General features: G+C 73.5%; 25 protein-coding genes and 1 pseudogene. 11 read left to right on the top strand and 15 right to left on the bottom strand.

The genetic code is table 11. The annotated features are described in order from the left end of the window. The first annotated feature begins 70 nt into the window (after positions 1-70). From LTT61_RS02060 to LTT61_RS02045, 4 genes and pseudogenes are all read left to right on the top strand, one after another. The gene (locus LTT61_RS02060) at positions 71-2,953 is read left to right on the top strand and encodes a BTAD domain-containing putative transcriptional regulator (RefSeq protein WP_233018210.1); all 2,883 of its coding nucleotides are present in this window, start codon (positions 71-73) and stop codon (positions 2,951-2,953) included. Positions 2,954-2,955: 2 nt separating this feature from the next. Further along, positions 2,956-3,795, top strand: coding sequence for an SDR family NAD(P)-dependent oxidoreductase (locus LTT61_RS02055; RefSeq protein WP_233018209.1), 840 nt, complete (start codon positions 2,956-2,958; stop codon positions 3,793-3,795). 105 nt (positions 3,796-3,900) lie between these two features. After that, the gene (locus LTT61_RS02050; protein ID WP_233018208.1) at positions 3,901-4,878 is read left to right on the top strand and encodes an alpha/beta hydrolase family esterase; all 978 of its coding nucleotides are present in this window, start codon (positions 3,901-3,903) and stop codon (positions 4,876-4,878) included. Between the two features lie 65 nt (positions 4,879-4,943). Beyond that, a pseudogene (locus tag LTT61_RS02045) lies at positions 4,944-5,105 on the top strand (short-chain dehydrogenase); the annotation flags it as partial. Between the two features lie 138 nt (positions 5,106-5,243). Here the strand turns inward: LTT61_RS02045 and LTT61_RS02040 are convergent. Then, positions 5,244-5,387, bottom strand: a complete 144-nt coding sequence (locus LTT61_RS02040) for a hypothetical protein (RefSeq protein ID WP_233021331.1) — start codon at positions 5,385-5,387, stop codon at positions 5,244-5,246. A gap of 42 nt (positions 5,388-5,429) precedes the next feature. On the opposite strand from LTT61_RS02040, the gene LTT61_RS02035 reads away from it, so the two are divergent. Further along, on the top strand, positions 5,430-6,989 hold the full coding sequence (locus LTT61_RS02035) for an alpha/beta hydrolase (protein ID WP_420094728.1): 1,560 nt from the start codon (positions 5,430-5,432) through the stop codon (positions 6,987-6,989). Position 6,990: 1 nt separating this feature from the next. On the opposite strand, the gene LTT61_RS02030 is transcribed toward LTT61_RS02035, so the two are convergent. Next, positions 6,991-8,082 (bottom strand): alanine racemase, encoded by a 1,092-nt coding sequence (locus tag LTT61_RS02030; protein ID WP_233018207.1) that lies wholly within the window; start codon positions 8,080-8,082, stop codon positions 6,991-6,993. A 122-nt stretch (positions 8,083-8,204) separates the two neighbouring features. Between LTT61_RS02030 and helR the strand changes: the two genes are divergently transcribed. Continuing rightward, complete coding sequence (helR, locus tag LTT61_RS02025) at positions 8,205-10,457, top strand: RNA polymerase recycling motor ATPase HelR (protein ID WP_233018206.1); 2,253 nt, start codon at positions 8,205-8,207, stop codon at positions 10,455-10,457. Here the strand turns inward: helR and LTT61_RS02020 are convergent. Beyond that, positions 10,439-10,861 (bottom strand): VOC family protein, encoded by a 423-nt coding sequence (locus tag LTT61_RS02020; protein ID WP_233018205.1) that lies wholly within the window; start codon positions 10,859-10,861, stop codon positions 10,439-10,441. The genes helR and LTT61_RS02020 overlap by 19 nt on opposite strands. A gap of 148 nt (positions 10,862-11,009) precedes the next feature. On the opposite strand from LTT61_RS02020, the gene LTT61_RS02015 reads away from it, so the two are divergent. From LTT61_RS02015 to LTT61_RS02005, 3 genes are all read left to right on the top strand, one after another. After that, positions 11,010-11,300 (top strand): hypothetical protein, encoded by a 291-nt coding sequence (locus LTT61_RS02015; protein ID WP_233018204.1) that lies wholly within the window; start codon positions 11,010-11,012, stop codon positions 11,298-11,300. Next, on the top strand, positions 11,281-11,571 hold the full coding sequence (locus tag LTT61_RS02010; RefSeq protein ID WP_233018203.1) for a hypothetical protein: 291 nt from the start codon (positions 11,281-11,283) through the stop codon (positions 11,569-11,571). The genes LTT61_RS02015 and LTT61_RS02010 overlap by 20 nt, the downstream gene beginning before the upstream one ends. 130 nt (positions 11,572-11,701) lie before the next feature. Continuing rightward, entirely contained in the window at positions 11,702-12,583 is an 882-nt protein-coding gene (locus LTT61_RS02005) for a cyclopropane mycolic acid synthase family methyltransferase (RefSeq protein ID WP_269821838.1), read from the top strand. Here the strand turns inward: LTT61_RS02005 and LTT61_RS02000 are convergent. From LTT61_RS02000 to LTT61_RS01990, 3 genes are all read right to left on the bottom strand, one after another. Beyond that, positions 12,570-13,277 carry a DUF6081 family protein gene (locus LTT61_RS02000; RefSeq protein ID WP_233018201.1) on the bottom strand — a complete coding sequence of 236 codons (708 nt, stop codon included), beginning with the start codon at positions 13,275-13,277 and terminating at the stop codon, positions 12,570-12,572. The genes LTT61_RS02005 and LTT61_RS02000 overlap by 14 nt on opposite strands. Continuing rightward, positions 13,274-14,125: an SAM-dependent methyltransferase gene (locus LTT61_RS01995; RefSeq protein ID WP_233018200.1), complete on the bottom strand. Its 852-nt coding sequence runs from the start codon at positions 14,123-14,125 to the stop codon at positions 13,274-13,276. The genes LTT61_RS02000 and LTT61_RS01995 overlap by 4 nt, the downstream gene beginning before the upstream one ends. Positions 14,126-14,258: 133 nt before the next feature. Beyond that, a complete protein-coding gene (locus LTT61_RS01990) occupies positions 14,259-14,726 on the bottom strand; it encodes a hypothetical protein (protein WP_233018199.1) in 468 nt (155 codons plus the stop codon). A 363-nt stretch (positions 14,727-15,089) separates the two neighbouring features. On the opposite strand from LTT61_RS01990, the gene LTT61_RS01985 reads away from it, so the two are divergent. After that, a complete protein-coding gene (locus tag LTT61_RS01985) occupies positions 15,090-15,974 on the top strand; it encodes a helix-turn-helix domain-containing protein (RefSeq protein WP_233018198.1) in 885 nt (294 codons plus the stop codon). Position 15,975: 1 nt separating this feature from the next. On the opposite strand, the gene LTT61_RS01980 is transcribed toward LTT61_RS01985, so the two are convergent. From LTT61_RS01980 to LTT61_RS01940, 9 genes are all read right to left on the bottom strand, one after another. Then, the gene (locus tag LTT61_RS01980; RefSeq protein ID WP_233018197.1) at positions 15,976-17,685 is read right to left on the bottom strand and encodes a RecQ family ATP-dependent DNA helicase; all 1,710 of its coding nucleotides are present in this window, start codon (positions 17,683-17,685) and stop codon (positions 15,976-15,978) included. Positions 17,686-17,719: 34 nt separating this feature from the next. Then, positions 17,720-18,925, bottom strand: coding sequence for a cytochrome P450 family protein (locus LTT61_RS01975; protein WP_233018196.1), 1,206 nt, complete (start codon positions 18,923-18,925; stop codon positions 17,720-17,722). 20 nt (positions 18,926-18,945) lie between these two features. Continuing rightward, positions 18,946-20,229, bottom strand: coding sequence for a cytochrome P450 (locus LTT61_RS01970; protein ID WP_233018195.1), 1,284 nt, complete (start codon positions 20,227-20,229; stop codon positions 18,946-18,948). Positions 20,230-20,344: 115 nt separating this feature from the next. After that, entirely contained in the window at positions 20,345-21,592 is a 1,248-nt protein-coding gene (locus LTT61_RS01965) for a cytochrome P450 (RefSeq protein WP_233018194.1), read from the bottom strand. After that, entirely contained in the window at positions 21,589-22,233 is a 645-nt protein-coding gene (locus LTT61_RS01960; RefSeq protein WP_233018193.1) for a GTP-binding protein, read from the bottom strand. Before LTT61_RS01960 ends, LTT61_RS01965 begins: the two co-directional genes overlap by 4 nt. After that, positions 22,214-22,576 carry a DUF742 domain-containing protein gene (locus tag LTT61_RS01955; RefSeq protein ID WP_233018192.1) on the bottom strand — a complete coding sequence of 121 codons (363 nt, stop codon included), beginning with the start codon at positions 22,574-22,576 and terminating at the stop codon, positions 22,214-22,216. The genes LTT61_RS01960 and LTT61_RS01955 overlap by 20 nt, the downstream gene beginning before the upstream one ends. Continuing rightward, positions 22,573-22,989 (bottom strand): roadblock/LC7 domain-containing protein, encoded by a 417-nt coding sequence (locus LTT61_RS01950; RefSeq protein ID WP_233018191.1) that lies wholly within the window; start codon positions 22,987-22,989, stop codon positions 22,573-22,575. Before LTT61_RS01950 ends, LTT61_RS01955 begins: the two co-directional genes overlap by 4 nt. Next, a complete protein-coding gene (locus LTT61_RS01945) occupies positions 22,986-24,338 on the bottom strand; it encodes a sensor histidine kinase (RefSeq protein WP_233018190.1) in 1,353 nt (450 codons plus the stop codon). Before LTT61_RS01945 ends, LTT61_RS01950 begins: the two co-directional genes overlap by 4 nt. A gap of 260 nt (positions 24,339-24,598) precedes the next feature. Next, a complete protein-coding gene (locus tag LTT61_RS01940) occupies positions 24,599-25,201 on the bottom strand; it encodes a TetR/AcrR family transcriptional regulator (protein ID WP_233018189.1) in 603 nt (200 codons plus the stop codon). A gap of 20 nt (positions 25,202-25,221) precedes the next feature. Here LTT61_RS01940 and LTT61_RS01935 point away from each other — a divergent pair, with 20 nt between their 5' ends. Beyond that, positions 25,222-25,614: a hypothetical protein gene (locus LTT61_RS01935; RefSeq protein WP_233018188.1), complete on the top strand. Its 393-nt coding sequence runs from the start codon at positions 25,222-25,224 to the stop codon at positions 25,612-25,614. Positions 25,615-25,635: the final 21 nt, after the last annotated feature.

Raw genomic sequence — 25,635 nt, 5'->3', positions numbered from 1 at the left:
CGATGCGAGGATGGGGCGACCCTGTTGCCGCGCGGTTGTGGCACGGTTGCGGGCACGGAATCGGGGCCGGATGGAGTTCGAGGTACTCGGCGCGCTGCGGGTGCGGCAGGCGGGCGTCGCCGTCGCACTCGGCAGCCGCGCGCAGCGGGTGCTGCTCACCGTGCTGCTGGTGCACGCGGGCACGGTGGTCTCGACCGATCGGCTGATCCAGGCGCTGTGGGGCGAGGAGCCGCCGCCCACCGCGCTGCGCACCCTGCACAGCCACATCGCCCGGCTGCGCGGCGCGCTGCGCGCCGACGGGGTCGAGCGGCTGCACACCCGCCCGCCCGGCTACCTGCTCGACGCCGACGCGCTGGACGCGGCCGAGTTCGCGCGGCTGCTCGGCGCTGCCCGCGACGCCGACCCGGAACGCGCCCGGCACCTGCTCGACGCCGCGCTCGCGCTCTGGCGCGGCCCCGCCTACGCGGAGTTCGCCGAGCTGGACGCCGTGCGCCCCGAGGCCGACCGGCTCGGCGCGCTGCGGGTGGCGGCGGTGGAGGAGCGGTTCGAGGCGGCGCTGGCCGCCGACCGTAGGGACGGGCTGGTGGCGGCGTTGCAGGCGCACGTGGCCGAGTTCCCGGTGCGGGAACGTCCGGTGGGGCAGCTGGCGCGGGCGCTGTACCGGGACGGGCGCCAGGCTGAGGCGCTCGCGGTGCTGCGGGCGTTGCGGGAGCGGCTCGATGCCGAGCTCGGGGTCGAGCCGTCGGCGCCGCTGCGCGCGCTGGAAGTCGCTGTGCTACGGCAGGATCCGGCCTTGGCAGCGGTGGTCCGGGTGCGCGGGCTGCCGCTGCCCGAAACCGGGCTGATCGGCAGGGAGGCCGAGCTGGCCGGGGTCGTGGCCGGGTTGCGGGAGCATCGCGTGCGCACGCTGACCGGGCCGGGCGGGGTCGGCAAGACCACGCTCGCGCTGCACGCCGCGCACGGGTCGGGGATGTCGGCGGTCTGGTGCGAGTTCGCCCCGCTCACCGGCGATGCCGTAGTCCAGGCGGTGGCCACCGCGGTCGGCGCTCGGCGGCAGCCGGGCACCGGTCTGCTGGACTCGCTGCTCGCGCTCCTGGCCGAGCGCGAACTGCTGCTGGTGCTCGACAACTGCGAGCACGTCCTCGACGACGCCGCGCGGCTGGTCACCGAGATCGTGCGCACCTGCCCCCGGGTGACCGTACTGGCCACGAGCAGGGCCGCGCTCGGCGTCCCGGGGGAGCGGCTGCACCCGATTCCGCCGCTCGGCCTGCCCGCTTCGCCGGATGACGACACCGCCCCCGCGGTCCGGCTCTTCGCCGAACGCGCCCGCGCGGTCCGGCCCGGGCTGGAACTGGACCGGGCGAACCTGCGGCACATCGCCGAGGTGTGCCGCAGGCTGGACGGGCTCCCACTGGCCCTCGAGCTGGCGGCGGCCCGGGTGCGGGTGCTGAACCCCGCCGACCTGGCGGCCCGGCTCGCCGCCCGCGCCGACCCGCTCGGCGCCGCCGGAGCCCGCAGCCTGCGGGCCGTGCTCGACTGGTCGCACGCACTGCTCGGCCCGGCCGAACAGCGGCTCTTCGCCCGGCTCTCGGTCTTCCACGGCGAATTCGGCGCCGACGCGGCCGAGACCGTGAACGGCGCTCCCGCGCTCGACCTGCTCACCGCCCTGGTCGACAACTCGCTGGTCGCCGTCGCGGAATCCGCGGGAACGACCCGGTTCACGATGCTGGAGACGGTCCGCGAGTACGGCGCCGACCTGCTAGGCCAGCGCGGCGAGGCGGACGCCGTGCTCGACCTGCACGCCGCGTGGTTCACCGAACTGGCCGAGCGCGCCGACGCCGGACTGCGCGGCCCCGACGAGGCGCACTGGTACGCCGTCGTCACCGCCGACCTGGACAATCTGCGGGCCGCGCACCGGCACACCGTGGCGGTGGGCGACACCGATCGCGCGCTGCGGCTCAGCGCCGGGCTCGCGCTCGCGATGCTCTACCGCTTCCCCGACGAGGTGGTCGCCTGGGGCGAGACCGCGCTCACCCTGCCCGGCGCGGACGCCCACCCGCGCTACCCGGCGGTCTGCGCCGCCGTCGGCGAGGCGCTGACCTTCGGCGGGGAGCACGATCGCGCGCTCGCCGTCGCCGAGGCCGCGCTCGCCCCGCTGCCGCCGGAGGCAGCGGAGCGGATGCCGCTGCTCAAGATTCGCGCGGCGGTCGCGCTCTACCGGGGCAGGCTGGACGAGTGCGGCGCCGCCACCGCCGAACTGCTCGCCCTGGCCGAACGTTCCGGCACTCCCTGGTACCGGGCCGAGGCGCTGCTCTTCGCCGGGCTCGCCCGCAGCTACGCCGGCCACCCGGCCGACGGGCTCGCGCTGGCCGAGCGCAACCTGCGCGCCGCCGCCGACGCGGGCAATCCGAGCCTGCGCGCCTGGGCGCTCTACAACCGGGCCGAGGCGCTGGCCGTGCTCGATCCGCCGGCGGCGCTGCTCGGGTACAGCGAGGTGGTGGCGTTGGCGGCGACCGTGTACAGCGTGTTCGCGGCCAATGTCGCGCACGTCGGGCTGGCCGCGCTGCACCTGCGTGCGGAGCGGATCCCGGAGGCGCTCGACGCGTTCGGGGCGGCGGTGCGTGGCTGGCGGGCGATGCAGGTCTGGCATCACCAGCGCACCACGCTGCGCGCCCTGCTCCCGCTGCTGGCCGGGGTCGCCGAGACCGAGACCGCCGTGCTGCTCGGCGCGCTGGAGAGCGGCGATCCCGGATTCGGCGCGGACGCCGAGGCGGTGGCTCCGGTCGCGGCGGCCTTGCGGGCGGCGCTCGGCGAGGTCGCTTTCGCGCGAGCCAGGGCGCAGGGGTCGGTGCTCGGCCGAGAGGCGGTGGTGGACACCGCGCTCGCGGCGATCCGGGCCGGCTCGAGCCGGTCCGACGTCCATGTCCCTATACCGACCCTTCGAGGAGGATGAGAATGTCCCGCATCGAACTCGCCGGCCGCACCGTCGCGATCACCGGTTCCACCGGCGGCCTCGGCCGCGACCTCGCCACCGAACTCCGCGCCAGGGGCGCCGACCTGGCGCTACTCGATCTCGACCAGGACGCCGTCGACGAACAGGCGGTGGCCCTCGGCGGCAGCACCGTCGCCCGCGGCTGGCGGGCCGATGTGCGCGATCTGGCCTCGCTCGAGGCCGCCATGACCGCGGCGGCCGCGCACTTCGGCCGGCTCGACGTGGCCGTCGCCAACGCGGGTGTCGGCGCCATCGAGTCGCTCGCCACCGGCGACCCCGCCGCCTTCGAACGAACCGTCGACATCAACCTCACCGGGGTCTGGCGCACGTTCCGCGCCGCGCTGCCCCATGTGTCGGAGCAGCGCGGGCATCTGCTGGCGATCTCGTCCATGGCGGCGTTCGTCCACTCACCGCTCAACGGCGCCTACACCGCGAGCAAGGCCGGGGTCTGGGCGCTGTGCGACTCGATCCGCCTGGAGCTGCGGCACACCGGCGTCACCGTCGGCTCGGTGCACCCCACGTTCTTCGACACCCCCATGATGGATGGCGTCCTGGACGACCCGGCCGGGCGCGCGCTGTGGGGCGAGCACCGGAGGGCGCCGTGGAAGTTCGTGCCCCGCGCCACGGTGGTCACCGCGACCGCCGACGCCATCGAGCGCCGCGCCGAGCTGACGACCGTGCCGCGCACGCTCACGCTCGCGGCCCGGATGGCGGGGCTGATCCGCAAGCCGATCGAGGCCATCGGCTTCTCCGACGACTCCATCCGCACCGCACTGCGGCACGCCGAGCAGCGCAGGCGGTGAAGCTGCCGGGAAGTATGTGCATCCCGGCCCGAGGCGGGGGTGAATACCTCCAACACCGGCGGATGTGGAGCCGAACGCGCGAGTCCGCCTGAGATTCTCCTTCGCATGAAGGAGAATCAACCTCTCAGATCATTCCTGGTCATGCTCGCCGCGGTGGCGACCTGCCTGCTGGCGACACCCGCCACGGCGCACGCCGACGAGCCGGGACCGGCGCCGATCCCGTCCGCCGGCTGCGCGAGCGATACTCCGCTCGAGCAGCGAGCCACCGTGAAGTTCCAGGGCAGCGAGAAATCGGGGCAGTACCGCCGGATGGTCCCGGCCGCCGCCGACCGGCCGCTTCCGGTCGTCCTCGCCCTGCACGGCCTGCTGGAGAACATCGACATCGCCGAACTGGGCAGCGGGATGGGCGAGTACGGGCTGCGGCAGGGCTTCGTCACCGTCACCCCGCAACTCGACCGGTTGGCGCCCTCCCAGTGGGAGTTCGGCCCCGGCTCGGCCGACATCACCTGGCTGGGCGAGGTGCTGACGCACGTCGAGTCCACGGTCTGCGCCGACCTCGGCCGGATCTACGTCACCGGCCTCTCCATGGGCGGCTTCGCCACCAGCTCGGCCGGCTGCCGGTTCGCCGACCGGATCGCCGCCATCGCACCGGTCGCGGGGCTGCGGGACTTCAGCTGGTGCCGCCCGGCGCGGCCGGTTCCGGTGATCGCGTTCCACGGCACCGACGACCCCATCGTCCCGTACACGGGCACGGCGGGCACCGGATCGGCGGCCGGTGACGAGAACTCCGGGGCGAGCCCCGGAGCGGTCACCGCCGCTGCGCAGAGCTGGGCGAACCGCAACGGCTGCACCGGCGGGGCGCAGCGGACGACGATCGCCACCGACGTCGTGCTCGACCGGTACGCGTGTCCCCCCGGAGCCGACGTGCAGCTGTACTCGATCCTCGGCGGCGGCCACATCTGGCCGGGTAGCCGCTCCCCGCTGTACCCGGCGTTCATCGTCGGCGCGAACACCACCTCGATCGACGCCACCGTGCTGATCTGGGACTTCTTCCGCGCCCACCCGGGACCGGCGGCCCGCTGATTCGGATCCGCTCGAGCGGGACGGCGGACCCGCGCGCACGCCGGCGGCGGCGAGCGGGCGCCGGGTCCGAACTCGAAGCCGGGCCGGCGCGGAACTCGATCCGCCGGATCGTCGACGCGAGCGAGGTCGCCGACGACGTCACCTTCCTGGCCTCGCCGCGCAGCATCGCCCTCACCGGCGACGCCATCGCCGCGGGCGGCGGGGTTCCCGGCCCGGTCTACTACTGAATCCAGCGCAGCTTCGCACCCCCATGCCAGCGGACGGTATTGCCGACAGCGAGCGGTGTCCGCTGTGTACCCTGCTCACACGCGATCGTGCCAGGACCCCGCCGGTCGCGCCCGGAGAGGAGCATGGCCGTGCTCGATTCACCCGACCCCGACCCTGAGCCCGAGCCCGACCCCGACCCTGAGCCCGACCCCGAGCCTGAGCCCGAGCCCGAGCCCGACCCCGAGCCCGAGCCCGACCCCGAGCCCGAGCCGCCCCCGCGCGGTTTCCTCCGCGCTCCGCACCCCGTCGGGCTGGCCTGGGCGCTACTGTTCTTCGTCTGGTCCATGACACCGTCGCTGCTACCCCGCGTCTGGTACCTGCAGGGCGTGGCGACCGGGCTGTCCATGATCACCGGCTACGCGATCGGCGTGCTGGTCGCCTGGGTGATCCGGCGCTGCGGAGTCCGGCCCGAGTGGTCGGCGCGCACGAAGCGGATCGGCTGGCTGGCGCTGGCCGCCGCGGCGGCGATCCTGGTGCCGCTGTTCCTTGCCCTCGGCTCGTGGTGGCAGCAGATCATCCGCGACCTGGTCGGGGTGGTACGCGTGGAGCGCTCCTACTACCTGCTGGTGCTGCTGATCGCGGTGGTCGTCGCGCTGCTGCTGCTCGCCGCCGGGCGCGGGATCCGCGCCGCCACCGCCGGATTGACCCGATTCGGCGGACGCTGGCTGCCCGCGCCGGTGGCCCGGCTGGGCGCGGTGGTGCTGGTGCTTGTGATCCTGGTGGTGCTGCTCAACGGCGCCCTGTATCGCGGGCTGCTCGGAGTGGCCGAGCAGTCGGCCAAGGCCGCCGACCAGGGCACCGCGGAGGGGGTCGAGCAGCCGCGGCTCCCGGAGCGCTCCGGTTCGCCCGCCTCGGCCGAACCCTGGGACTCGCTCGGCGCCGAGGGCAGGACCTTCGTGGCGGGCGGCCCGAGCGTCGAGCGGATCGCCGAGGTCACCGGCGCGCCCGCCCGGACCCCGATCCGGGTGTACGCGGGCCGCGAATCCGCGGACACCGTCGCCGGGATCGCGGAGCGGGTCGTCGCCGAGCTGGAGCGCACCGACGCCTTCGACCGCCGGGTGCTCGCGGTGGTCACCACCACCGGGCGCGGCTGGGTGAACGCGAACGTGGCCTCGAGCTTCGAGTACGTGGCGGGCGGCGACACCGCCATCGCGGCCATGCAGTACTCGTTCCTGCCCAGCGCGCTCTCCTTCGTCGCCGACCGGGAGACCCCGCAGGTGGCGGGGCGCGCCCTGTTCGAGGCGGTGTACAAGGTGTGGGCCGCGCGCCCGGAGGACCGGCGGCCGAAGCTGGTGGTCTTCGGAGAGAGCCTCGGCTCCTACGGCGGGCAGGCGGCCTTCGCCTCCGGCCCGGACCTGGTGGCCCGCACCGACGGCGCGCTGCTGGTCGGCACGCCGAACTTCGCCGAGCCGTGGGGCCGGATCACCGCGGGCCGCGACCCCGGCTCGCCGGAGCGGCTGCCGGTGGTGGACGACGGCGAGCACATCCGCTTCGCCTCCCGCCCGGAGGACACCGCGCTCGCCACGCCGTGGGAGTTCCCGCGGCTGGTGTTCTGGCAGCATGCCGGCGACCCGATCACCTGGTGGTCGTTCGACCTGGCCTGGCACCGCCCGGACTGGCTGCGCGAACCGCTCGGCCCCGACGTCGACCCGGGCATGCGCTGGATCCCGATGGTCACCTTCTGGCAGGTGACCATGGACATGGTCTTCTCCGCCGACGTCCCCGCCGGGTTCGGCCACACCTACGGCGCCGAGGCCGCGCAGCTGTGGGCCGAGATCCTCGACCCGCCCGGATGGAATGCCGCCGCGACCGAGCGCGTCGAGAACGCCCTGCGCGGAGACTGATTCACCAGCCGGTGTGCCGCTCGACCCGGGTGAGCGCGCCGTCCGCGAGCAGGTGGTACCGGGCGTACTGCGCGGCGGTGGCGCAGGCGTGGTTGGGCAGCACCCGCAGCCGGGTGCCGACCGGCAGCTCGGGCAGCGGGCGGCCGCTGCCCGGGCGCAGCGCGACGATGCCGTGCTCCTGGCTGGCCCCGGTCACGAGCAGGTCGGGGAGCGGGGTCCCGGCGAGGTCGGTGACCAGGCCGTAGCCCTGGTCGACCGGCTGCTCGGCGGTGCCGCGGTCGCGGGAGAGCGCCATCCAGCCGCCGTCGGTCACGATCCAGGCCCGGTCCGGCCGGTGCCCGATCACCGTGACGACCACCGAGAGCGCGAGATCGTCGAGGCCGCAGATACCGAGCCCGGCCATCACCAGGTCGAAGAAGAGGTAGACACCCGCCCTGACCTCGGTGACCCCGGTGAGGTCGCGCACGGTGTGCGCGGTCGGGGTCGAGCCGAGGCTCACCACCGGGCAGTCCAGCCCGGCCGCGCGCAGCACCTCGGCGGCGCCGACGACGGCGTCCCGCTCGCCCTTCGCCGCCGCGGCCCGCGCCTCGGGGGTGAAGGCGTGGTAGGAGCCGCCCGCGTGCGTGAGCACCCCGGCCAGCCGGTCGCCGAGCACCGCCCCGAGCTCCGGCAGCAGCGGGTCGGCGGGGCGGAGCCCGGCGCGGCTGCCGTCCGCGTCGATCTCGATGAGCGCCGGAATCCCGGCCGCCGCGACCGCCTCGGCCTGGGCGCGGCTGTCGAGCAGGACGGTGAGCGCGACCCCGCGCGCCCGCAGCGCGGCCACCCTCGGCAGCTTGTGCGGGTCGATGCCGACGGCGTAGACGATGTCGTCGTACCCGGCGTCGGCGAAGTACTCGGCCTCGGCCATCGTGGAGACGGTGATCGGCGCGCGGCCGTGCGCCCGCCGGACCAGCTCGACGGACTTCACCGTCTTCACGTGCAGCCGCAGCGGGACGCCGAGCCCGTCGAGGCGGTCCCGCAGGCGAGCGGCGTTGCGGTCGACACGCGCCAGGTCGACCACGGCGAAGGGGGTGTCGGGAAGCTCCAGGGGCATGCGCACGTCCGTGTTCCCGTCCTCATTTTATCCCGGACCCCGGGGCTTGCGGCAAGGCCCCGGTCTTCCCGCACAATAGCCCGCCGAGGCCGGACGCTGCGGAAACGCGGGAAGTGAGGGGCATGACTGCCGAGGGGTACGACGCGCAACTGCGGGACGAGCGCGAGTATGTGGCCGGGCTCTACACCCGGCTCGACGCCGAGCGCGCGCTGGCCGGCGACCGCCACGCGGCGGCGCTGCGCACGCGGGGCAGCTCGCCGCTGGAGCGCGACGCCGAGGTGCGCGCGCTGGCCCGCGAGGTCGAGCGGCTGAACGTCGCCGACAACGGGCTCTGCTTCGGCAGACTCGACTCCACCACCGGCGAACGCTCCTACATCGGCCGCATCGGATTGTTCGACGAGCGCGACGAATTCGAGCCGCTGCTGCTGGACTGGCGGGCGCCCGCGGCGCGCCCGTTCTACGTGGCCACCGCCGCGCACCCGGAGAACATGCGGCGCAGGCGGCAGTTCCACACCAGGGGGCGCGGGATCACCGCCTTCACCGACGAGGTGCTCGGCCGCCCCGCGGGCGGCGAGAGCGGGGACGCGGCGCTGCTGGCCGCGGTGAACGCGCCGCGGGGGGATGGCATGCGCGACATCGTCGCGACCATCCAGGCCGAGCAGGACGAGATCATCCGGCTCGACCACGCCGGGGTGCTGGTGATCGAGGGCGGCCCGGGCACCGGCAAGACCGTCGTCGCGCTGCACCGGGTCGCCTACCTGCTCTACACCCAGCGCGAGCAGATGGCGCGCAACGGCGTGCTCGTGATCGGGCCGAACCCGGCCTTCCTGCGCCACATCGGCCGGGTACTGCCCTCGCTCGGCGAGACCGATGTGGTGTTCACGACCACCGGCGACCTGGTGCCCGGGCTGCGCGTCACCGCCGAGGACGCCCCGGCGGCCGCCCGGCTCAAGGGCTCGCTCGACATCCTTGCGGTGCTGGCCGCCGCGGTGGCCGACCGGCAGCGGCTGCCGGAACGGCCGATCGAGTTCGAGCTGAGCGACGTCACGGTCCGGCTCGACGCGGAGACCGCCGAGTGGGCCAGGCAGGAGGCGCGGGCGAGCGAGCGGCCGCACAACGAGGCGCGCGCGGTCTTCACCGAGATCGTGAGCTATGTGCTCACCGAGCGGGCCGCCACCCGGGTGGGCCGGGGCTGGCTCACCCGCGACGACCGCGCGGCCTGGGCGAATCTGCGCGAAGACCTCACCGCCGAGCTCGCCGAACTGGAGACCTTCACCGCCGCCCTGGACGAGCTGTGGCCCATCCTCACCCCGCCCCGGCTGCTCGCCGCGCTCTACGAATCACCGGAGCGGCTGGCCGCGGCCGGCGCCGCCCCGGCGCTGCGGCGCGCCGACGGCACGGCCTGGACAGTCTCGGACGTACCGCTGCTCGACGAGCTGACCGACCTGCTCGGCCGCACCGACGGCGACGACGGCGCGGCCGAGCGGGCGCAGCGCGCCGAGGCCGCCTACGCCGCGGGCGTCCTCGACATCCTGGTGAACCGCGAGGACTCCATGGACGACGAGGACCACCTCTTCGCCTCGGACCTGCTCTACGACACCGACCTGGCCGAGCGCTTCGTCGAGCGCGACACCCGCGACCTCGCCGAGCGCGCCGCCGCCGACCGGGACTGGACCTACCGGCACGTGGTGGTGGACGAGGCGCAGGAGCTCTCCGACATGGACTGGCGGGTGCTCATGCGGCGCTGCCCCAGCCACTCCTTCACCATCGTCGGCGACCTGGCGCAGCGCCGCTCGCCCGCCGGAGCGCACACCTGGGGTGCGGTGCTCGACCGGTACGTGCCGGGGCGCTGGCTGTACCGGTCGCTGACCGTGAACTACCGGACCCCGGCCGAGATCATGGGGATCGCCGCGGCGGTGCTCGCCGAGTTCGCGCCCGCGGTGCGCCCGCCGGAGTCGGTGCGGGCCGCGGGGATCAGGCCCTGGTCCCGGCAGGTCGCGACGGGCGAGATCGCGGCGGCGGTCGAGGAATTCGTGCGTTCGGAGGCCGAGCAGCCGGGAACGGCGGTGGTGATCGGGCCGCCCTGGGTGCCGGGCGCGGTGCCCGCCGCGGCGACCAAGGGGCTGGAGTACGACGCCGTGCTGGTGGTCGAGCCGGAGGCGATCCTGGCCGACGGCCCGCGCGGCGCCGCCGAGCTCTACGTCGCGCTCACCCGCGCCACCCAGCGGCTCGGGGTGCTGCACCGCGGCCCGCTGCCGCCCGCGCTGCGCGGGCTCGCGGAGTACGGTTCGGGGCAGCCGCGCCGGCCGGCGGCTACTTCCGCGGGCTCGACGCCCGCTACAGCGGCACCGGCCGCTCAGCCGGGCAGGAAGTAGACGACCTCCCACAGGTGCCCGTCGGGGTCGCCGAAGTAGCCGGCGTAGATGCCCCACGGCCGCTCCAGCGGCGCGCGCACCATCGTCGCGCCCGCCGCGGCGGCCCGCTCCAGGATCTCGTCGACCTCGCCCCTGCTCTGGACGAACCAGCCCAGGCTCACCCCGGACCCGGTCACCCGGTCCGGGGTGACGCCCGCGTCCTTCGCCAGGTCGTCGCGGCCGTACAGCGACAGGATCAGCCCGCTGCCCAGCGTCAGCATGGCGGTGCTGCCGCCGGGGTTCTCCGCGTCGCCGGTGAACTCGGTGCCGATGATGCCGGGGAAGGGCAGTCCGAGGCCGTCGCGGTAGAACCGCAGCGAATGTTCCAGGTCCCGCACCCCGAGGGTGATCGCACTGATCGTCATGCTGCCAGTGAACCCCGTCGACCGGCTCCCGGTCTTGCACGAATCGGACATCGGCCCGGGTGCGTCCGGAACCCGGACCACAATGTCTGCGCAGCAACAGCATTGGCGCCGAAGAACCTCTACTCCGAGCAGAGTAGGGTTTCCGGCCATGCCTTACGAGCTGCCCGAGTGGGCGGAGTCGAAGCTGCGAGGGGTGACCCCCGACGAGATCGACCAGGTGTTGAGCGGGCGCCGCAAATGGCCCCGGCCGTCGACAGGAGCGTCACTACGGGTCACACTGATAGCTGGACGCACCGAGGCGGGGCGGCCGCTGTTCGTGGCAGTGCACCGAGTCGGGACGTTCCACTGGCTGGTTCTGGGCGCCGAGGAATTGACCGGTGCGGAGCTGGCCGCGTTCGAGGATTGGGAGGAGCGTACCGATGAGCCGTTCACAGGGTGACCCCATCGAAGCGGTCCGCGACGCACTCGTGGCCGAGTTCGGGCCGGGCTGGAGCATCGCCGATCTGCGTCCCGATTCCGCCGACGCTCCCGCCGACGAGGTACCCGATCACGAGCGCGGCACCCTGCGGGTGCGGCGCACGGTGTCCCTGAGCCTGCCCGCCGACCAGGACCGGGTCCTGATCGACAGTGCCCGCGCCGCTCACCTCAGCGTCGACGAAGTCGTCTCCACCTGGATCGGCGACGCCGCGACGGAGCGCCGCACCGCCTGACCGCCGCAAGCCCTCCGTCAATCGGACACCCGTAAATCCCCTGTTTGCTCTGAGTATGCCGTGGTATCGCGCTGCCGCTGCACCGATCGTTAGCTCTGTTCGACCACTCAGACGAATGAAGGAGCGCGTTGTGCCCGGTTTGGCTCCGTTCTACTCCGATGTCCAGTCGCACTACGATCTGTCCGACGACTTCTTCGCGCTCTTCCTAGACCCGACCCGGACCTACAGCTGCGCCTACTTCGAACGTCCGGATATGACGCTGGAGCAGGCACAACGCGCGAAGGTCGACCTGGCGCTCGGCAAGTGCGACATCGAGCCGGGGATGACGCTGCTCGATGTGGGCTGCGGCTGGGGCTCGGTCATGCTGCGCGCGATGGAGCGCTACGACGCGAACGTCGTCGGGCTCACGTTGAGCAAGAACCAGCACGAGCACGTCGCCGACCTGCTCGAGCGGCACCGCGGCACGCGCAGTGCCGAGGTGTTGCTGCAGGGCTGGGAGGAGTTCGACCGGCCGGTCGACCGGATCGTCAGCATCGGCGCCTTCGAGCACTTCCGCCGGGAGCGCTACGACCAGTTCTTCGACCGCTGTCACGCCATCCTGCCCGCGGACGGCAAGATGCTGCTGCACACCATCGTGCAGTTCGACCGGCACGAGATCAGGGCGAAGGGGCTGCCGATCGACCGGGAGGTGCTGGAGTTCGCCCGCTTCATCGCGCGCGAGATCTTCCCGGGCGGCGAGCTGCCGCAGCCGGAGTGGGTCATCGAGGGCGCGCAGCGGGCCGGGTTCGAGGTCACCCGGGTCCACCCGCTCGGCCCGAACTACGCCATCACCCTGGACCGCTGGGCCGAGGCGCTGCGCGCGCACCGCGACGAGGCCATCGCGCTGACCTCGCCGCAGACCTACGACACCTACATCAAGTACCTGACCGGCTGCGCCGAGTTCTTCCGCGACGGTTACATCGACGTCATGCAGTTCAGCCTGGCCAAGCCCGGCGCGGTCAGTCGACGGTGAAGTCGCGCCAGGCGGCGGCGAGCCCCTGACCGCGCAGCGAGGTGCTGCGTCCGTCGGCGAGCGGGTGCAGGGTGATGATGCCGAAGCCGATCCGCACCCGCTCCGGCAGCGCGGCGGCGCGCACGGTGTAGACGAGCGCGCCGCCCGCCCGCCACTCGACCCGCTCGGCCGCGCGGTCGATGGTGACCGCGTAGTGCTGGAACTCCCCGGCCTTCACCGCCTCGCCCGCGAGCGGGGCGTGCGCGACGTGGGTGAAGGCGTCGGCCGGGTCGACCACGCCGGGGACGAGGAGCCGCTCGTGGATGGCGTAGGCGTGGCTGCCGGTGGCGATGGCGTCGAAGACCTGCGCGGTGGCCATGTCGAGCACGTTGAAGGCGGCGAAGCCGTCGCGGTAGTCGGCGCCGTCGGTGCCGAGGTTGGTCGCGGCCATCCGCACGCCGAAGGTGCGCGGGCCCGCGGTGAGGTCGAACTCGGCGGTGGAGACCATGAGGAATTTGGGGTTGTCCAGGATCTGCACCGCCGGGTTGGCCAGCGTGAACTCCGGGATGCGCACCGCGACGGCGCCGCCGGAGACGGTGATCTCGGCGGCCGGGTCGGCGTAGCGCCAGGTCTCGTCCGGGCCGAGCGGGACCTCGAGGTACTGCCAGCGCTCGGGGTCGACGGCGGGGCCGGTGAGGTCGTCGTAGCCGGTCATCGCAGCTGCTCCGGCTTGTAGCCGAGGCCGCCGAGCAGCAGCCGCTCCTCGGTGCGCCTGGGACGAAGGGCGGGGCCGGGCGGCCACCAGTCGTCCAGCTCGACCAGGCCGGGCTCGACGATCTCGAGGTCGCCGAAGAAGGTGGCGATCTGCTCGGCGGTGCGGTACCAGCCGGAGCCGAGCCCCATCTCGGTGAAGCGGCGCTGCAGCTCGAGCGCCATGTCGTGCGCGGCGCCGCCGTCGGCGGGGTCGTAGAAGTGCGTGATGCCGACGTAGGAGCCGGGCGGCAGCGCCTCGATGTAGTGGCGCATGATGCCCGCCGGGTCGAGCGCGTCGTCGACGTGGTGCAGGATGCCGCAGAGGATGAGCGCGAGCGGGCGCTCGAGGTCGAGGTGCGCGGTGACCTCGGAGTGCCGCAGCAGGGTGTCCGGCTCGGTGAGGTCGGCCGGGACGAAGTGGGTGAACTCGTTCTGCTCCAGCAGCACCCGGCCGTGCGCGTTGCAGACCGGGTCGTTGTCCACGTAGACCACGGTGGCCTCGGGGTTCTGCTGCTGGGCGATCTCGTGGGTGTTGCCGACGGTCGGCAGCCCGGCGCCGATGTCGAGGAACTGGTCGATGCCGGCGGTACCGGCCAGGTAGCGCACCACGCGGTGCAGCCAGCGCCGGTTCATCCTGGCGACGTCGCTCTGCCTGGGTGCGACCTCGGCGACCCGGTCGCGCACCTCGCGATCGATCGGGTAGTTGTCCTTGCCGCCGAGGGTGGCGTCGTAGACGCGGGCGATGCTGGCCCGGGTGGTGTCCACGCCGACCGGGGCGCGAACGCCGGTCTGCGGTGTGGCTTCGGACATGGGGACCTCTCTGTGCGGGTGCGAGGCCGCGGGATCGGGTGCCGATCCACCGCGGCGGGCCAAGCCTAGGAGCGCCACCGGCGCGGCGACAATAGCCGAATGTACTGAGCGACTTGCTGATCCGGGTTCGGCATCAGTGCGGCGCCGGGCGCTCGAGCACCCGGCCGGGCAGCAGACCGGCGCCGACGTGGGTGACCCGCCACCAGTCGACGGTGATCTCCACCGCCTCGACCGGGGCGGACAGGAACGGCCGCAGCGCGGGCTCCTTGTCCACCACTGTGCGGAATATCTCCTCCCGCGCCGCCGACTCGGTGCGCACCGCCGCGGTGCCGACGCCCTGCGCGAAGGGCTCGAGGAAGCCGGTCGGCACCACCTTCACCCCGACCTGCGGATTGGCGCGCAGCGAATCGAGGGTGCGGCCGCTCGACTCCAGCACGACGAGGAGCCGGAACGGATCGCCGCCGCGCTCGGCGAAGAAGGCGTTCGAGCACCAGTTCGCGCCCGCCTTCGAGGTGGCGAGATCGATGCTGGTGCTGGTCAGGATGGCGGACAGCCGATCGGCCACCTCGCCGTCGGTGAGCTGGATTTCGTGCGACGTCACGGTCGGCCCCCTGGCTTTCGATCCTCGTTGCGCTGCGGCGGAACCGCCGGAGTACCCCCTCCGGCGCCGCTTGCCGCGCACTTTACGCACCCACCGTGCGCTCCGCTCGATAACCGTGGATCCGATCACACTGTCGGAGAGCGAGTTTCGGGATAGCTGACATTCGGGCCGGTCGGTACGGAACAGCGCTCCGAACAGCGCCCGGTACGCGAATTCACAGTAATGCCAATGGAAAACGGGGATTCACCCGTGCTCCGGCGCGCGCGGCGAGGCGGTAGTATCGGCGCGCGACGCGGGGGATGGCGGTGTGCCGGGAGCGACTTTCGCGTGCAGGGGTATTCGTTCACCGGCCGGAGGCGGTCCATGACCAACGACGACAACAGCGGCTTCGCGGAGTTCCTCGCGGCCGAGCGGGGGCCGACGGTGCTGCGCGTCGCACTGGGGAGCAGGCTGCGGCAGCTGCGCCAGGATTGCGACATCAGCCGGGAGGCGGCGGGGTACGCCATCCGCGGTTCGCACGCCAAGATCAGCAGGCTCGAGCTCGGGCGCACCGGGTTCAAGGAGCGGGACCTGCGCGATCTGCTGACCCTCTACGGGGTCGAGGATCCGGAGGCGCGCGCGCCGTTCCTGGCGATGGCCAAGCGCGCGAACGACCCGGGCTGGTGGCAGAGCTACAGCGACCTGCTGCCCAGCTGGTTCGAGACCTACATCGGGCTGGAGCAGGCGGCCACCACGATCCGCACCTACGAGGCGCAGTTCATCCCCGGGCTGCTGCAGACCCCGGACTACGCCCGCGCGGTGATCGAGCTGGGCAACTCCGACGAGACCGACCGCCGGGTGGACATGCGGATGCGCAGGCAGCGCATCCTGACCAGGCACGCCCCGCCGACGCTGTGGTCGGTGGTGGACGAGAACGCGCTGCGCCGCCCGGTCGGCGGCGCCGATGTCCTGCGCGAGCAGGTGGCGCACCTGGTGGCGATGGCCGAGCACGCGCACGTGCGGATCCAGGTGCTGCCCTACGCCGCGGGCGGGCACTCGGCGGCGGGCGGCCCGTTCAGCATCCTGCGCTTCCCGGAGCCGGAGCTGCCCGACATCGTCTACACCGAGCAGCTCACCAGCTCCATCTACCTGGACAAGCAGCGCGACGTCGAGCTGTACCTGGCGGTCATGAACCGGCTCGCGGTGCAGGCGCTCTCGCCCGCGGAGAGCACCGGCTTCCTGGAGGACCTGCTGCGCGAGATGCGCTGAGTCAGCGCTCGCTCAGCAGGTCGCCCTCCTCGACCGCGGCCAGCGACAGGCTGCGGTACCCGGCCTCGGTGAAGAGCACCGTCACCGTCTCCGGTTCGCGCCGGACCACCTCGCCGTCGCCGAAGACCGGGTGCCGCACCGCCGCGCCGGCCGGGAACGGGCCGTCCACGTGCTCGATCGGCGGCGCGGTGCCCGCCAGGCAGGTGTCGCAGTTGCCGCACTGCTCCTCGCGCACCTCGCCGAAGTAGCCGAGCAGGAATTGCCTGCGGCAGAGCGGGGTCTCGGCGTAGGCGCGCATGGTCTCCAGCCGGGAGCGGTCGAGCTGCAGGCGGCGCTCGGCGATCTCGGCGGCGCGCTCGGGCGCGGCGTCGGGGTCGTCGCCGGTGCCGCGGAAGCGGCCGTCGGCGGTGCTCTCCACCTGCCCGGCGGCCTCGAGCAGGTTCAGGTTGTTGAGCGTGCGGCGGCGCGAGCGCTCGCTCGCCGCGGTGAGCTCGGCGAGCGTCGCGGGCTCCTTCCTGCCGTGCAGGGTGCGGGCGAGGGCGCGCAGGCCGTCGGTGTCCACCTGGCGGCTGGTGAGGAAGCGCTGCAGCCCGAGGTCCTCGGCGCGGAAGCAGAGGATCGCCTCGGCCGGGTCGCCGTCCCGGCCCGCGCGGCCGATCTGCTGGTAGTAGGAGTCCAGCGAGTCCGGGGCGGCGGCGTGCACGACGGCGCGGACGCCGGGCTTGTCGATGCCCATGCCGAAGGCCGAGGTCGCGACCACCACCGCGACCCGGTCGGTGCGGAACCGCTCGTGCACCGCGTTGCGCTCGGCGGGCTTCATGCCCGCGTGGTAGGCGGCGGCGTCGACCCCGCGCTCGCGGAAGGCGGCGGCGAGCCGCTCGGTGTCGCGGCGGGTGGCGGTGTAGACCAGGGCCGGGCCGGTGCTGACGAGGTCGAGCACGGCGGCGTCGCGGTCGCCCGCGGTGCGGGTGGCGCGCACGGTCAGCGAGAGGTTGGGCCGGTCGAAGCCCGCGACGATCGTGGCCGGGTCGCGCAGGCCGAGCACGCGGGTGATGTCCTCGCGCACGGGGCCGTTGGCGGTGGCGGTGAGCGCGAGCACCGGCGGCCTGCCGACCCGCTCGGCGGCGTGCGCGAGCCGCAGGTAGTCCGGGCGGAAGTCGTGGCCCCAGGCCGAGACGCAGTGCGCCTCGTCCACCACGAAGAGCCCGGGGCGCAGCGCCGCCACCCGGTCCAGCAGCTCGGCCTTGGCGAGCTGCTCGGGGGCCAGGAACAGGTACTTCGCGGTGCCGCCCTCGAGTGCGGCCCACGCCTGCTCGGTGGCGGCGGCGGACTGGGTGGCGTTGATCGCGACGGCGGGCGGCGCTGCGGTCCGCGCCAGCTGCTGCACCTGGTCGCGGTGCAGCGCGGTGAGCGGGGAGACGATCAGCGCCGGGCCGTCCAGCAGCAGCGCGGGCACCTGGTAGATCGCGGATTTCCCCGCCCCGGTCGGCATGACGGCGAGCACGTCGCACCCCGCGGTGAGCGGGAGCATGGCGTCGAGCTGGCCGGTGCGCAGCTCCGGCCAGCCGAAGGTCTCCTTCGCGACCCGGCAGAGTTCGCGCCGCCGCGCGGCCGGACGGGTCTTGCCGCGCCGCACGGCGGCCTTTCCTGCGCGCCAGAGCGCGGCGACGCCTTTGTCGCGCCGCTGTGCGGCGGTGTCGTTACGGGGCACCGCCGGGCAATTCCCGCCTGTGCCGCAACGAAACTCAGGTGAGCAGGACCGGCAGCGCGGAGAGGTCGTTCTGGGTGAGCACCGGCATGTTCGGCAGCGCCGCGAGGTCGCCTGCCGCGCGCAGATTCGGGAAGCGGGCGAAGAGCGCGGGCAGCGCGACCGCTGCCTCCAGCCGCGCCAGGGTGGCGCCGGGGCAGATGTGCGGGCCGAAGCCGAAGGAGATGTTGCGGTGCGCGGTGGGGCGGCTGCTGTCGTAGACGTCGGCGTCCGCGCCGTGCACGCCGGTGTCGCGGCCGATCGCCCGGTAGGAGATCACCACGCCGTCACCGGCCGGGATGACGCCCTGGTCCAGCACGATGTCCTCGGTGGCGAAGCGCATGAGCAGGTGGATCACCGGCCCGTCGAAGCGCAGCGTCTCCTCGATGGCGTCGGCCCAGGAGACCTCGTCGGCGCGGATCCGCTCCAGCTGCTCGGGGTTGCTCAGCAGCGCCCGCACGGTGGCCAGGATCAGGTTGACGGTGGTCTCGTGGCCCGCGGCGACCAGCGCCTCCAGGTTGCCGATCACCTCCTCCTCGGTGAGCGGCTCCTCGCCGTCACCGTTCTCGTGGATCAGCGCGGAGGTGAGGTCGTCGGCCGGGGTCGCGGTCTTCTTGCGGACCAGCGCGGTGTAGTAGGTGGTCAGCTCGTCGATGGTGGCCAGCCGCTCGTCCTGCGGGGTGAGCAGCGAGAAGAACGCCTTGTACCAGGTGAGCAGCTGCTCGTTGTCGGTGTGCGGCACGCCCATGAGCTCGCTGACGACGCGCATGGGCAGCGGGTAGGCGAAGACCTGCTTGAGGTCGACCGGCTCGCCGGCGGCGCCCGCGGCCTCGAGGTCGTCGAGGAGCTCGGCGACGTAGCGCTCGACGATCGGGCGCAGCGCGTCGAGCCTGCGCCGCGACAGCGCCTGCGTGGTCTTGATCCGGAGCCTGCGGTGTGCGGCGCCGTCCACGGTGAACATCGAGCGCTTGACGTCGATCATCCCGATCAGCGGCCACTCCCTGGTGACGATGCCGTCGGTGAACAGCTTCCAGGAGCCGATGTCCTTGACCAGCCGCGGGTCGGTCAGCAGCTGCCTGGCCAGGTTGTGCTCGGTGACGGTCCAGGCGGGCACGCCGAGCAGCTCGATGCGGGTCAGCGGGCCCGCCGCGCGCAGCCGATCGGTCTCACCCGCGAGATCGCCGACCATCGGATCGATGGCCATGGCATGCGGGCACGATGAACTCACAGAAAACCTCCGACTGCGGGGACTGGCGTGAAATGTACAGGGAGCGAAGTCATTCCGCGCAGGAAGGCCGACGGTCTGCGCACCAGGCTGCCGGGGGCGACCGCCAGATCCAGGTCGGGCAGCCGGTCCAGCAGCACCTCGAGCCCGGTCCTGGCGATGATCTCGGCGATCTGCTGCGCCGGGTACGGGCAGCGGTACTCGCCGTGGCTGAACGCGAAGTGCGCGCTGTTGCCGGAGTAGGTCGGGTCGGCGCGGCCTCCGGCGCCGTCGGCGTGCTGGCGCACGTGCGGGTCGGCGTTGGCGGCGGCCAGCCCGAGCAGCAGCATGTCGCCCGCCCTGATGGTCTCGTCGCCGAGCCTGGTGTCGCGGGCGGCCCAGCGCCCGGCCAGGATCTGGGTGGGGGTGTCCTCCCAGAGCACCTCGTTCATGGCCTGGCCGATGCTGTGCCGCCCGGCGCCGAGCGCGGCGGCGAAGCGGTTGTCGGTGAGCATGAGCCGCACCGAGTTGCCGATCCAGTCCGCGGTGGGCAGGTACCCGGCCGCGGTGATCGCCATGAGGTCGAGCACGTACTCCTCGTCGGAGAAGCGCTCGGGGTGCGCGAGCAGCCTGGCCACCAGGTCGTCGCCGCGCCGGGACCTGGCCATCGCGAGCAGGTTCTGCATCAGCTCGCCGAAGGAGAGGTGCGCGGCCTGGGCGTCGGCGCCGCCGTCGGCGAGGGTCTTCATGGTCCAGGCCAGCCGCGCGCCGTCGTCGTCAGGGAAGCCGAGCATCCAGGCCAGGGCGAGCACCGGGAGCGGCTCGGCGTACTCGGCGACCAGGTCGGCCTCGCCGCGGCCGCAGAAGCTGTCGACGAGCCGGTCGGCGAGCAGCTCGCAGGTGCGGCGCAGCGCGAACGGGTCGACCGCCTCCAGCGCGGGCTCGACCATGGCCAGGTGCCTGCGGTGCTCGGCGCCCGCGCTGAAGTAGAGCGAGGGCATGGGCCGCCCGACCATGGGCAGCAGCGGCCAGTCCTCGGGGATGTGCGGCCACTGGTTCCACAGCCCGACGTCGCGCGGGAAGAGGTCGGGGTCGCTGGTCACCTGGTGCAGCTCGCGGTAGCCGATGACGAGCCAGGCGGGCACCCCGCCGGGCAGCTCGACGGAGACGACCGGGCCGTGGTCGCGGCGCATCTCGGTGTAGAGCCGGTGCGGCTCGGTGTGGAAGCGGGGGCCGCCGAGCGGCACCGCCTGCGGGTTCACCGGGCAGCCCGGTACGCGGGCGGTGTTGTCCGGGCGGGTCACGACTGGCCTCCGAGAGCCGGTGGGGCATGGGCTGGGACGAGGACGGGCACCATGTCGCTCCGGCGAGTCCGGCGGCCGGGTGGCCGCAGCTGGCGGGGTGGGGTGGTTCTGCCGCTCACCGGGCGGCGCCGATGGCGGGCACCGGGGTGAAGCGGACGGGCAGCGCGGTGGTGCCGCGCAGGAACGGCGACGGCCGCCGGGTCAGAGCCGCGGCGGGCACCGCGAGGTCGAGATCGGGCAGCCGGTCCAGCAGCACCTCGATGGAGGTGCGGGCGATGATCTCCGCGATCTGCTGCGCGGGATCGGGGCAGCGGTGCAGGCCGTACCCGAAGGAGCAGTGCGCCTGGTTGCCGCTGTACACCGGATCCCCGCCGACCGTGCCGTCGACGTGCTGGCGGATGTGCGGATCGGCATTGGCCGCGGCCAGCCCGAGCATGAGCATGTCACCGGCGCGGATCTGCCGGTCGGCGAGCCGGGTGTCGCGGGAAGCCCAGCGCCCGCAGAGGATCTGGCTCGGGGTGTCGTCCCAGAGCACCTCGTTCATGGCCTGCCCGACGCTGTGCCGCCCGGCGCCGAGCGCGGCGGCGAAACGGTCGTCGGTGAGCATCAGCCGCACCGTGTTGCTCAGCCAGTCCGCGGTGGTCAGGTGCCCGGCGAGCATGATCGCCATGAGCACGAGGACGTACTCCTCGTCGTCGGTGAAGGAGCCGGGGCGGCGCAGCAGCCCGCTGGCGAGGTCCTCGCCCGGATGCGCGCGGGCCCGGCCGAGCAGCGCGCCGAAGTGCTCGGCGAAGCCGACGTGCGCGGCCTGCGCGTCGGCGCCGCCGTCGGCCATGGCCTTCATCGACCGGGCCAGCTCGTCGCCCGCCTCCGGCGGGAAGCCGAGGGTCAGGGCCAGCGCCAGCGCCGGGATGGGCTCGGCGAACTCGGCGACCAGATCGGCCCGGCCCAGGCCGCAGAAGCCGTCGATCAGCCGATCCGCCAGTGCCTCACAGGAATTGCGCAGCGCGAAGGCGTCCACCGCCGCCAGCGCGGGCTCCACCGCCGCGATGTGCCTGCGCGACTGCTCGGGGGAGGTGAAGTGCCTGCCGACCATGGGCAGCAGCGGCCAGTCCGCCGGAATCGCCGGCCACTGGTTCCACAGCGAGACGTCGCGCGGGAACATCTCGGTGTCGGTGACCACCTGGTGCAGTTCTCGGTACCCGATCACCAGCCACGCCGGAATCCCGCCGGGCAGCTCCACCGGCACCACCGGGCCGTGCTCCAGCCGCATCTCCGCGTAGAGCCGCTGCGGGTCGGTGTGGAAGCGCGGGCCGACCAGCGGCACCGCGCCGGTGTGCGCCCTCGGGTCGGACCCGGTCAAAATCGCGTCCCGGGGGCGACGATGCCCCGAGCGGGGGGAGCGACGCCGGTCGCGGAGTTGTGCAGGTGCTCGACCAGGGCGATCAGCACGTCCTTCGCCGACCCGCGCGAGCGGGCGTCGCAGTCGAGCAGCGGGACGCCCGGGTCGAGGTCGAGCGCGTCGCGCACCTCCTCCAGCCGGGCGGCGCCGCCGAAATTGTTGCAGGCGACGACGAATCGGGTGCGCTGCGCCTCCAGCCGGTCGATGGCGTACCAGGAGTCGGCGATCCGGCGCCGGTCGACGAGCACGATGGCGCCGAGCGCGCCGGCGAAGAGCCGGTCCCAGAGGAACCAGAACCGCTCCTGGCCGGGCGCGCCGAACAGGTAGAGCACGTGCTCGGCGTCGATGGTGATGCGGCCGAAGTCGAAGGCGACGGTGGTGGTGGTCTTGCCGGGCGCGCCGCTGGTGTCGTCGATGCCGAGCCCGGCGTCGGTCATGGTGGCCTCGGTGTCGAGCGGGCGGATCTCGCTCACCGCGCGCACGAGCGTGGTCTTGCCGACGCCGAATCCGCCGACCACCACGATCTTCAGCCCCTGGTTGGTGCTGGCCTGTAGGGGGGCATCGGCACGGCTGGGCCGGTGGTCAGAGATTGCGGAGTCCAACGAGCACCTTCTCCAGAGTGGTCGAGTCTGCGGGCGGCATCCGGTAGGCGCCGTCCGCCCCGTGCGGATGGCGCACCGTGATCTTCCCGGCGTGCAACAGATCCGACAGCAGAATCGTGGTGATTCCGACCGGTAGCCGCAACTCGGCCGCGATCTCGACCACCGCGATCGGCGCCCGGCACAGCTCGAGGATGGCGGTGTGCTCGGACTGCATGCCCGGCGCTGGCTCGCACTCGCCGACCACCAGCGTCACCAGATCGAACGCGTCGGAATCGGGGCGGGTGCGGCCGCCGGTGAGCGTATAGAGCCGATCGGGGTCGTCGTCGCGACCTGGCCTGGTCACGACAGGCTCGCTCCCGCGACCCGCGGCGCCATGGCGAGGTGCTCGCCGAGTTGCTCGACGATCTCGCGCATGTTGTGCCCGACCAGGCCCGCGTCGGCCTCCTCTGCGGCGAGTACCGCGATGTGCGAGCCGCGCCCGGCCTCGACGATGAACAGGATGCCGCCGTAGAACTCGGTCATCGACTGCCTGACGCCGCTGCGGCCGTCGCCGAACTCGGCGGAGGCGCCGTGCGAGAGGCTCTGGATGCCCGCCGCGATGGCGGCGAGCTGGTCGGCCTTGTCGACCGAGAGCTCGGGGGTGTGGCAGATCTTCAGCCCGTCACCGGAGAGCAGCAGCGCGTGCCTGGCGTGCGGCGTGCGGGCGAGCAGCTGTTCCAGCAGCCAGCCCAGTTGCGCGGGGGTGGAGGTAGTCATCGATCGTTCTCCAGGGCGGGTGAGGGGGAGGAGTGCGGCGGCGCGACGGCATCGTCGCGGCCGGTGACCGCACGCTGGAAGGCGCCGAGCGCGGATGGCTCGACCGTGTGCGCGGTGCCCGCGGCCGGGGCGGGCGCGGCGTCGGCGCCGATCCCGGCCGGGTGCACCGCCGCGAGCGTGCTGCCGCGGCGGCGCTTGGGCAGCGGTGCGTCGCCGTCGGGTAGCGCGGCCGGTTCGGCCTCGACGCGCTCGACGGCGAGTGCCGCCTCCGCCGGTCCGGCGGGGGCGAGCTGGGGGCGGCGGGTGCGGTCCACCCGCGCGGTGAGGTCACGCGGCACCACGATCACCACGGCGGTGCCGCCGATGGCCGACGGCCGGTAGGAGACGGTGAGGCCGTGCTTGCGGGCCAGGTGCCCGACCACGGCGAGCCCGAGCCTGGTGCCGGTGAGCGAGGCGAGGTCGGCCGAGGAGATGCCGCGGCCGCCCGCGCCCGCGCCGGAGACCGCGAACTCGGCCCGGCGCAGCGCCGATTCGCTCATCACCAGGCCGCTGTCCTCGATGGTGACGACCACGCCCGCGGGCACCTCGGCCGCGTAGACGTGCACCTCGGTGGTGGGCGGGGAGAAGTTGCAGGCATTGTCGAGCAGCTCGGCGAGCGCGTGCATGACGCCCTCGGCGGCGTGCCCGGCGATCCCGACGTCGGCGACGGCGCGCAGCCGGACCCGCTGGTAGCCGGCGACCCGTCCCATCGCGCCGCGCAGGATGGATTCCATCGCGATCGGCTTGGCCCAGCGCCGCCCGGAGCGCGCCCCGGAGAGCACCGCGACGCTGTCGGCGAGCCGCCCGGCCTGCGCGGTGCGGTGGTCCAGGTGCAGCAGGTCGGCCAGCACCTTGGGGTCTGCGTGCCGGTGCTCCATCTCGCGGAGCTCGGCCAGCATGCTGGTGGTCATGGCCTGCATCCGCCCTGCGGCGCCCGCGAAGGCGGCCATGGCGGCGGCCCTGCGGTGCTCACTTTCCCTGGCCCGGCCGACCGCGTCGTTGGTGGCGGCGCCGTCCTGCGCGCGCTCGGCCTCGGCGCCTGCCAGCCGGTGCTCGGCCTCGGCGATCCGCTCCTGCGCCTCGAGGGTTCGGTCCTGCGCCTCGAGGGTTCGCACCTCGGCGGCGGCCACCGCGGCCGCGGCCTCGGCGGCCTTGCGGTGGAAGCGCAGCCCGATGAGCACCGCGACGGTGAACAGCAGCCCGCCCGCCGCGCCGACTACGGAGAGAATGACCCTGGTATCACCGGAGGTCAGCACGCCGGGCGGCACGACCAACCCGACGATGACCAGCACGATCGACAGCAGCGCCACCACGAGGGGGCGCGACTCTGGACTCGCGGGCTCGCTTGCCCGCGGTTGCGAAGAATCCGACACGTCCTGCACTTTCGCGCTCGCCGGAGGGCGTCGTGTCGGCGCCTCCGACCCTTGCTGCGGCGATCTGGATAACCGAAGTCGCAGCCCGGCAAGCAGATCCGAAATTTTCGCGGTTGAGAATAGCGGCCAGTGGGTAAAGCTGCCACTCCGAGTTTCCCGACCGGGGCGGACACCGCCCAGAGGGCCGAAAAGGTGAATCAATCTAGTCGGACGCCCAGGTTCGGGACGGTCAGCAGCGCCCGCACAGCGGCCGCGAGATCGGCGGCCAGCCACTCCGGCGGGGCGGGGGCATGCCTGCGCAGCGCGGCGTAGGGCAGGTCGACGACGGCGCGGGTGACGGCCTCGACCGCGCGGGCGTCGCCGGTACCGGTCAGTGCGGTGGCGAGGGCGTCGAGGCGGGCGCGCAGGGGGACGTTCAGCTCGTCGCGGCGGGCCCGGAAGGCGGCGTCGGGGCCGCTGTCGAGGAGGTCGGCCGGGCCGGCGCCGAGCAGCAGCCGGGCGTCGTCGGGCAGGTCGCGCCCGAACTCCAGGGTGGCGAGCGCCATGGCGATACCCGCCTGTACGGGGTCGGCGGAGTCGGCGGCGGCCAGCGCCCGGCGCTGGAACCGCTCCAGCGCCCGCAGCCAGAGCGCGCCGAGCACGCCGTCGCGGTTGCCGAAGCGGTGGTAGAGCGTGCCGACCGGGGCGCCGCTGGCCGCGGCGATGGCGGCGACGCTCGCCGCGCGCGGGCCCTCACCGAGCACGAGAGCCCGCGCGGCGTCGAGGATCACATCGGTGTCGTGCTTGCGGGGAGGTGCCACTACTAGTACGTTCCTTCTATATGGAGCGTTTACCCTATATCGATGAGCATGCCAGATCCTTCGACGCCGATCCGGCCCGGGTGTGGCGCGCCCTGCTGACCGTGGTCTGCCGCGACCCGGACGACCCCGCGACCGTCCCGCGCGGCTTCCGCCTCGACGAAGCCGACGCCCCGCACCGGCTGGTCCTGCGCGGGCGGCACTGGTTCTCCCGCTACGCGCTGATCTTCGAGCTCGACGACCTGGGGCCGGACGGCACCCGGGTGCGTGCCCAGACCTGGGCCGAGTTCCCCGGGTTGCGCGGAGCCGTCTACAAGGCGCTGGTCATCGGCTCCGGCGGGCACCGGATCGTGGTGCGCGAGATGCTGCGCCGGATCGGGGCAGCGGTGCCGGGCGTACCGGCGGGCCGGAGCTGAAAATGCGGTGCAGGCCCGCCG

The organism is Nocardia asteroides, assembly GCF_021183625.1.
Taxonomy (GTDB): domain Bacteria; phylum Actinomycetota; class Actinomycetes; order Mycobacteriales; family Mycobacteriaceae; genus Nocardia; species Nocardia asteroides_A.
This window is presented reverse-complemented; position numbering and strand designations above follow the sequence as displayed.